Below are 7,568 nucleotides of genomic sequence, written 5' to 3' on the forward strand. Positions count from 1 at the left end.
CGGTGACCGGCACGTCGGTGAACCCGGCCGCCACGGCCGCGGCCACGGTGCCGTCTCCACCGTCGGCCACCGGTACCGCGCGCACCCTCGCCTCCGGGCGGGCTCGCCGGAGGCCGGTGGCCACGGCCTCGGCCACAGCCGGGCCGGACAGCGAGCCCTTGAACTTGTCGGGGGCGACGAGCACGACCGGTCCCACGGGTTCTCCGTCCCTTCGCCTCAGTCCAGCCGCGCGATCGCGGTGGGCGCGTGCTCGCCGTGCTCGGCGAGCTCCTCGAACTCGACGACGTTGTCGATCTCGGTGCCCATGGAGACGTTGGTGACCCGTTCGAGGATCACCTCGACCAGTACCGGCACGCGGTGCTCGGCCACCAGCGTCTTGGCCTTCTCCAGCGCGGGCAGGATGTCGTCCGGTTCGAACACGCGCAGTGCCTTGCAGCCGAGGCCTTCGGCGACGGCGACGTGGTCCACCCCGTAGCCGCCGAGCTCGGGGGCGTTGATGTTGTCGAACGAGAGCTGCACGCAGTAGTCCATGTCGAAGCCGCGCTGCGCCTGGCGGATGAGGCCCAGATAGGAGTTGTTCACCACCACGTGGATGTAGCCGAGGTGGAACTGCGCGCCCACGGCCAGTTCCTCGATGAGGAACTGGAAGTCGTAGTCGCCCGACAACGCCACCACCGTGGCTTCGGGCTCGGCGGTGACCACGCCCAGCGCGGCGGGCACGGTCCAGCCGAGCGGTCCGGCCTGGCCCGCGTTGATCCAGTGTCGCGGCCGGTAGACGTGCAGCATCTGCGCGGCCTGGATCTGGGAGAGCCCGATGGTGCTCACGTAACGCACGTCCGGACCGAAGGCGCGGTTGCACTCCTGGTACACCCGTTGCGGCTTGATCGGCACGGTGTCGAAGTGGGTCCTGCGCTGCATCGTGCGCCTGCGCTGCTGACACCGTTCGGCCCAGGCGATGCGGTCTGGCAGTCTCCCGGCCGCCTTCCACTCGCGCGCCACCGCGACGAAGACCTCAAGGGCGGCCTTCGCGTCCGAGACGATGCCGTAGTCGGGGGCGAACACCCGGCCGATCTGCGTCGGCTCGATGTCGACGTGCACGAACGTCCGGCCCTCGGTGTAGGTGTCGAGGCCGCCGGTGTGCCGGTTGGCCCACCGGTTGCCGATGCCGAGCACGAAGTCGCTCTCCAGCAGCGTCGCGTTGCCGTACCGGTGCGCCGTCTGCAACCCGACCATGCCGGCCGTCAGCGGGTGGTCGTCGGGGATGGTGCCCCAGCCCATCAGCGTCGGCACCACCGGCGTCCCGGTCAGCTCGGCCAGCTCCACCAGCTCGTCGGCGGCGTCGGCGTTGACGATCCCGCCGCCGGCCACCAGCAGCGGCCGGTGCGCGGCGCACAGCATCGACAGTGCCCGCTCGGCCTGCGCGCGGGTCGCCGCCGGCCGGGTGACCGGCAGCGGCTCGTAGGTGTCGACGTCGAACTCGATCTCGGCGAGCTGCACGTCGAGGGGCAGGTCGATGAGCACCGGGCCCGGGCGGCCCTCGCGCATGAGCTGGAACGCCTTCTGGAAGGTGCCCGGCACCTGCGCGGGTTCGAGCACCGTGACCGCCCACTTCGTGACCGGTGCCGCGGTCGAGGCGATGTCGACGGCCTGGAAGTCCTCCTTGTGCAGCTTGGCCACCGGGGCCTGGCCGGTGATGCACAGGATCGGGATCGAGTCCGCGGACGCGGAGTACAGCCCGGTGATCATGTCGGTCCCGGCCGGTCCCGAGGTGCCCACGCAGACGCCGATGTTGCCCGGGGCCGCGCGCGTGTAGCCCTCGGCCATGTGCGAGGCGCCCTCGACATGCCGGGCGAGCACGTGGCTGATCCCGCCGTGTGCCCGGAGCGCGCTGTAGAACGGGTTGATCGCCGCGCCGGGCAGGCCGAAGGCCTGCGTCGCGCCCTCCTTGGCCAGGATGAGCACCGCGGCGTCGACGGCTCGCATGCGTGCCATGGGTGTGTGTCCTTCGCTTCTCGGGGCGGGAGCCCGCGTGGCCCCCGCAGGGGGTCATCGATCGGTGCGCCCGCTCAGGCGCTCGACGCCGCGCAGAAGCCCGGAGTGGTCGAGACCGCCGTCGCCGACGGCCTTGGCCGAGGCCATGAGCTGGGCCACCAGGGCGCCGACGGGGATCACGACACCGGCCTCGCGGGCGGCGGCGGTGACGATGCCCATGTCCTTGTCGTGCAGCTCGACGCGGAAACCGGGATCAAAGGAACGGTCGAGCATGGGGCCCTTCTTCTGCTCGAGCACGGCCGATCCGGCCAGGCCGCCCCCCAGCACCCGCAGGGCCGCCTCGGTGTCCACGCCGTAGGACTCAAGGAAGACGACGGCCTCCGACAGCGCCTGGATATTGGCCGCGACGATGAGCTGGTTGGCCGCCTTCACGGTCTGTCCGGACCCGCTCGGCCCCACGTGCACCACGGTCTTGCCGACGGTGTCGAACAGGCTCCGTGCCTCGGCGAAGTCGGCGTCCCTCCCACCGACCATGATGGACAGTGCCGCGTTCTTGGCGCCCGCCTCGCCACCGGAGACGGGCGCGTCGAGCATCCGCAGGCCCCGCTCGGTGGCCTGTCGGGCGAGGTCCTGGGTCACGTCCGGGCGGATGCTGGAGAAGTCGATCACCAGGGTGTCGCGCCCGGCGTGGTCGAACACGCCGCCTTCGCCCGCGAGGACCTGCTCGACGTCGGGGGAGTCGGGCACCATCACGCAGACCACGTCGGCGCCGGAGACCGCCTCGGCGATGGACGACGCTGCGCGGCCGCCCGCGTCGAGGAGGGGTCCGGTCTTGCCGGGGCTGCGGTTGTAGCCGACGACGTCGTGGCCCGCGCGGGCGAGGTGCACCGACATCGGGCTGCCCATGATGCCGAGGCCGAGGAACGCGATGGTGCTCATTGCTGTTGTCCTTCCGAAAGGTGTCGGGGTCGGGTCGAAGTCCGCGCCGCTCAGGCGCCCCGCCGGTGCGGCGCCAGCCAGGCGAAGCTGTCCGTGGTGTCTCCGGCCGGTTTGTACTCGAGGCCGACCCAGCCGGAGTAGCCGTTCGCCTCAAGGGCGGTGAGCTGCCGGTCGAGCGGCAAGTCCCCGGTCCCGGGCGCACCGCGGCCGGGAGCGTCGGCGATCTGCACGTGCGCCACCCGGTCGGTGTGCCCGGCGATGACCGCGTCGACATCGTCGCCGTTGACCGCGAGGTGGTACAGGTCCGCCAGGAGCCCGATGTTGCCCGCTCCGGTCTCACGGTGGACCCGGTCGACGACCGTGAGCGCGTCGGCCGCCGTGCGCAGCGGGTACCGCTCCGCGCCGCTGACGGGCTCGATCAGCACCGTGCCGCCGATGCGCGCAACGCTGTCGGCCGCCAGTGCCAGGTTCTCGACCGCGAGCGCGTCCTGTGCGGCGGGATCGGCGTCGACCCTGTTGCCGTAGAGGGCGTTGAAGCCGGTGGTGCCGAGCTGGTCGCCGATGCCGACGACGACGTCGATGTTGTCGCGGAACTCCGCCGAGCGCGCGGGCCAGGACACCAGTCCCCGGTCGCCGCCGGGCATGTCGCCCGCGGCGAAGTTCAACCCCACCAGCCGGACACCGGCGTCGCGCACGGCGGCGACGAAGCGGTCGACCTCCGCGTCGGTGGGGACGGCCTCGGCGAACGGCCACCAGAACTCGACAGCGGTGAAGCCGGCCTTCCGGGCCGCCGCGGGGCGTTCGAGCAAGGGGAGTTCGGTGAACAGGATCGAGCAGTTCACCTCGTAGGGCAGGGAGTGGGTCACGGTGCTACCTCGTTTCTCTCACGTGCGTTTCTCTCCCGTGCGTCGCTGCCGGGCGTCCGGGCCGGTCTCCGTCGAGGGCGGGGTGTCCGGGGTGGGGTCGGCGCGGGGCGGGCCGTGGTCCCGGGCTTCGCCGTCCGGGAGGTCGTCGTCGAGGGTGTCGCCGAACTGGTCGATGCTGGATTCGGCGGCCTCGAAGACCGAAGGCCCTTTCCGGTTTCCGGATGTCAGCTCGTTGAACAGCAGGTTGAGCACGACCGCGACCACGGCGGTGGCGCTGATGCCGGAGTGCATGACCACACCCAGCCAGTCGGGGAAGGCCTCCCAGAATCCGGGCGCGGCGATCGGGATGATGCCGACCGCCATCGACACCGACACGATGACCATGTTCAGGTTGTCCTGGTAGTGCACCCGGGCGAGAGTGCGGATACCGCTGGCCGCCACGGACCCGAACAGTACGATGCCCGCGCCGCCGAGTACCGGGTACGGGATCGCCGCGACCACCGCCCCCACGACGGGCAGCAGGCCGAGCAGCATCAGGACCCCGCCTCCGACGGCGACCGCGAACCGGCTGGTGATCCCGGTCAACGCGACCAGTCCCACGTTCTGCGCGAAGGCACTGCACGGGAAGGTCCCGAAAAGCGGGGCGACCGCCGTGGCACCCATGTCGGCCCGTAGGCCCCCCGCCACGCGTTTCGTGTCGACCTCGGTGCCCACGATCTCGCCGATGGCGAGGATGTCCGCGGTGGTCTCGATCATGATGACGACGATCACGATCGTCATGGACACGATCGCGCCCACCTCGAAGGTGGGGGAACCGAAGTGCAATATTGGTGGCAGGGCGATGATGTCGGCCGTCGCGACTCCGGAGAAGTCGGCCTCGCCGGTCAGCGTGGCGATGACCGTGCCGATGACGAGTCCGATCAGGATGGACAGCCGCGAGATCGCCCCCTGGAACAGGCGGCTGATGACCAGGATGATCAGCAGCGTCAGGCCCGCGTAGCCGATGTTGGTCATCGACCCGAAGTCGTCGGCGCCGTCCCCGCCCTGTGCCCAGGTGAAGGCCACCGGCATCAGCGACAGGCCGATCACCGTGATGATGGTGCCGGTCACCACGGCCGGGAAGAGCCGCACGAGCTGAGCGAAGAACGACGAGGCGACCAGCCCGATGAGGCCCGCGACGAGGATCGCGCCGAAGACCGGCCGCACCCCCGACTCGGAGGCGATGGCCACCATCGTGGACACACTGGCGAAGGAGATGCCCTGCACGATCGGCAGGCGGCTGCCGAGCGGGCCGAGCCCGAGGGTTTGCAGCAGGGTCGCGATCCCGCTCAGGAACAGGCCCGCGGTGACCAGCAGAGCCGTGTCGGCGGCCGACAGGCCCGCCGCGCCGCCGACGATCAGCGGGGGCGCGATGACCCCGCCGTACATCGTCAGGATGTGCTGGGTGCCGTAGGCCAGCAGGCGCCCGAACGGATAGGTCTCGTCCTCGGGCCGCCCCCGGTACTTCGAGGAGCGTGTGAACAGCTTCATCGCCGCCCTCCCCGCGTCAGACCCAGCCGGGCACGGCATGCCACGCCGAACCGGCGTCGGGGGCGTCGTCGCGCACGACGTCGGCCTCGATCAGCCCGTACGGGCGGTCGGCGGCGTAGAACACCTCGTTCGGGTTGTCGACCCCGAACGGGGAGAGGTCGACGAGGAAGTGATGCTTGTTCGGCGCGGAGAACTTGATCTCGGCGATGTCCGGGTGCGCGTCCAGCACCGACCGGCCCATGCCGTGCAGGGTCTGCTGGAGGGCGTAGCTGTGGATCTCGGCGAACCGCGCGAGCAGCAGGTCGCGGACGGAGCTGAACGTCTCGTCCCATGCGAGGTCGGTGCGGGAGTACCGCCAGCGGGCGATCAGCGAGGTCGCCAGGATGCGGTCGTCGGTCTCGGCGAGGGTGGTGTAGGAGTCGGTGAGAAAGCCGTGGAACTCCGAGCCCGTCGACTTCAGCACGGTGAGATCGGTCAGGCCCGAGACGACGTGTGCCGTACGGTCCGTGCCGCGCCCGTCGACGTTGACCACGGTCGTGCGGGTGCCGAGTCCGGAGCGCACGAAGGAATGGGCGTGCCCGTCGCCGTCGACCTGGATGCGCTGCCACGGTGCCTCTTCGATCTCGACGCGGGCGCCCTCGGCGGCAGGTGTCCGGGACAGGAAGTGGTCGGCCAACAGCAGCGCGAAGTCCTCGATCGCGCCAACGCCCCGCTCCTTGGCCAGCGCGAACACCGTGTTCTTCTGCGTGTCGGTGGGAAGCACGTCGCGCTGGTCGCCTTCGATGTGCGCGTTCGCGAAATCGCCGCGCAGGGCGGTGGAGACGGTGAGGTCGCGGATCTCGTGGCGCGGGGTGTCGCGGTAGACGCGGACGAGGTGGGTCTGCGCTTTGCCGTACTGGTTCGGGCCGAGGACGATGGCCATGGGATCAGCTCCCTCGATAGGTGGAGTAGGCGAACGGGCTCAGCAGCAGCGGGATGTGGTAGTGCTGGGCGGGATCGGTCAGCACGAACGTGACCGTGACCTCCGGAAAGAAGCCGTCCTGCCCGGTCGCGGCGAAGTAGCCCGCCGTGTCGAACACGACCCGGTAGGTTCCGGCGTCGACCTCATCCGGGCCGAACTCGGGCACGCGGCCGTCGCCGTTGGTGCTCTCCTCGGCGAGGACGGTGCCGCCGGGGCGCGTGCCGCTCTCGCCTGGGGCGTGGACCCGTTCGAGGCGCACCCGCACGCCCGCGGCGGGCCGCCCGAGCGCGGTGTCCAGGACGTGCGTGGTGATCGCGCTCATGCCGTCACCAGCTTCCGCGTCCGCAGCACCGCGATCTTGCGCAGTTCGTCGGCCACGACCTCGGCCTCGTGTGCGGGGTCATGGCCCAGGCGCTCGCGCAGCGACGCGAGGACCTCCTCGCTCGACAGCCCGGTCGCGCACAGGAGAAACACCCGTCCGAAGCGCTTCTCGTAGGCGTGGTTGCCCTCGAGCAGGGCCTGCCGGGTCGCGGCGTCGCGGTCCACGCCGGACTGCTCCTGACGTGACCACGCGGACCCGGTGTCCGTGCCGCTCGCCCGGTCACCGATCCGGGGGTGCGCGGCGAGGGCACGGTCGATCTCGGCCTCGGACAGGGCGCGGGCGGCCGTGTCGGCGGCCGTGGCGAGCGCGTCGACGTCCGAGTACGGACGGCCCGCGCGCACCGTGGCCGCCCAGGCCGGTGCGTCGCAGCACGCGAGCAGCGCGGCGGTGACCTCCTCCGCCGGTGCCGCGTTGAACTCCTCCAGAGTCACCGTTGACTCCTCTCGCATAGCGGAAGTCTTATTCCGATACACGAGAGAATGGACCTGTGGTGGCCCTCACGTCAACAGTTTGTTGAAGAACTACTCGCCGGTTAGGGACGGGATCGATTCAGATAGTTGTAGACGGTGAACCGGGTCACCCCGAGCGCTTCGGCGACGGTCTCGGCGGATTTGCGGTAGTGGAAGGCGCCTCGTTCCTCCAGCAGGCGCACGGCGCGTTGCTTGTCCGCGCGAGGCAGCTCGGCCAGCGGGCCGCCCAGCTCGGCGGCCAGGTCGTCGAGCAGGGTGCCGAGACCGGCGTGGCCGGCCGTGCCGTCGCCGCGTGGCAGGCGCACGGCGGCGACGGTCTCGCCCTCCCAGCGCAGTGGCACGTCGGCGGATTCCATCTCCTCGACCGCGACGACGCGGGCGTGGACCCGCTCCACCAGGGGCAGCACGGCGGTCACGAGCGGGTGCCT

The 7,568-nt window shown here is 70.9% G+C and carries 9 protein-coding genes; all 9 read right to left on the reverse strand.

What is annotated here, in order from left to right; genetic code table 11:
- Nucleotides 1–196, reverse strand: a 196-nt coding sequence (locus SACSA_RS23845) for a glycerate kinase (RefSeq protein ID WP_048877005.1), incomplete at its 3' end; no start/stop codon positions are given.
- 20 nt (nt 197–216) lie between these two features.
- Nucleotides 217–1,992: a glyoxylate carboligase gene (gene gcl, locus SACSA_RS0119040; protein WP_019819332.1), complete on the reverse strand. Its 1,776-nt coding sequence runs from the start codon at nt 1,990–1,992 to the stop codon at nt 217–219.
- Between the two features lie 54 nt (nt 1,993–2,046).
- Complete coding sequence (locus SACSA_RS0119045; protein WP_019819333.1) at nt 2,047–2,931, reverse strand: 2-hydroxy-3-oxopropionate reductase; 885 nt, start codon at nt 2,929–2,931, stop codon at nt 2,047–2,049.
- A gap of 50 nt (nt 2,932–2,981) precedes the next feature.
- Nucleotides 2,982–3,797, reverse strand: coding sequence for a hydroxypyruvate isomerase family protein (locus SACSA_RS0119050; protein WP_019819334.1), 816 nt, complete (start codon nt 3,795–3,797; stop codon nt 2,982–2,984).
- 18 nt (nt 3,798–3,815) lie between these two features.
- Complete coding sequence (locus SACSA_RS0119055; RefSeq protein ID WP_019819335.1) at nt 3,816–5,327, reverse strand: nucleobase:cation symporter-2 family protein; 1,512 nt, start codon at nt 5,325–5,327, stop codon at nt 3,816–3,818.
- Between the two features lie 16 nt (nt 5,328–5,343).
- Nucleotides 5,344–6,249 carry a factor-independent urate hydroxylase gene (gene pucL, locus SACSA_RS0119060; RefSeq protein WP_019819337.1) on the reverse strand — a complete coding sequence of 302 codons (906 nt, stop codon included), beginning with the start codon at nt 6,247–6,249 and terminating at the stop codon, nt 5,344–5,346.
- A 4-nt stretch (nt 6,250–6,253) separates the two neighbouring features.
- Nucleotides 6,254–6,610, reverse strand: a complete 357-nt coding sequence (gene uraH / locus SACSA_RS0119065; RefSeq protein ID WP_019819338.1) for a hydroxyisourate hydrolase — start codon at nt 6,608–6,610, stop codon at nt 6,254–6,256.
- Nucleotides 6,607–7,101, reverse strand: coding sequence for a 2-oxo-4-hydroxy-4-carboxy-5-ureidoimidazoline decarboxylase (uraD, locus tag SACSA_RS0119070; RefSeq protein ID WP_019819339.1), 495 nt, complete (start codon nt 7,099–7,101; stop codon nt 6,607–6,609). Before uraD ends, uraH begins: the two co-directional genes overlap by 4 nt.
- A gap of 101 nt (nt 7,102–7,202) precedes the next feature.
- Nucleotides 7,203–7,568 (reverse strand): helix-turn-helix domain-containing protein (locus SACSA_RS0119075; RefSeq protein WP_019819340.1); only part of this gene is annotated, 366 nt, incomplete at its 5' end.

It is taken from the genome of Saccharomonospora saliphila YIM 90502, from assembly GCF_000383795.1.
Lineage (GTDB): Bacteria > Actinomycetota > Actinomycetes > Mycobacteriales > Pseudonocardiaceae > Saccharomonospora > Saccharomonospora saliphila.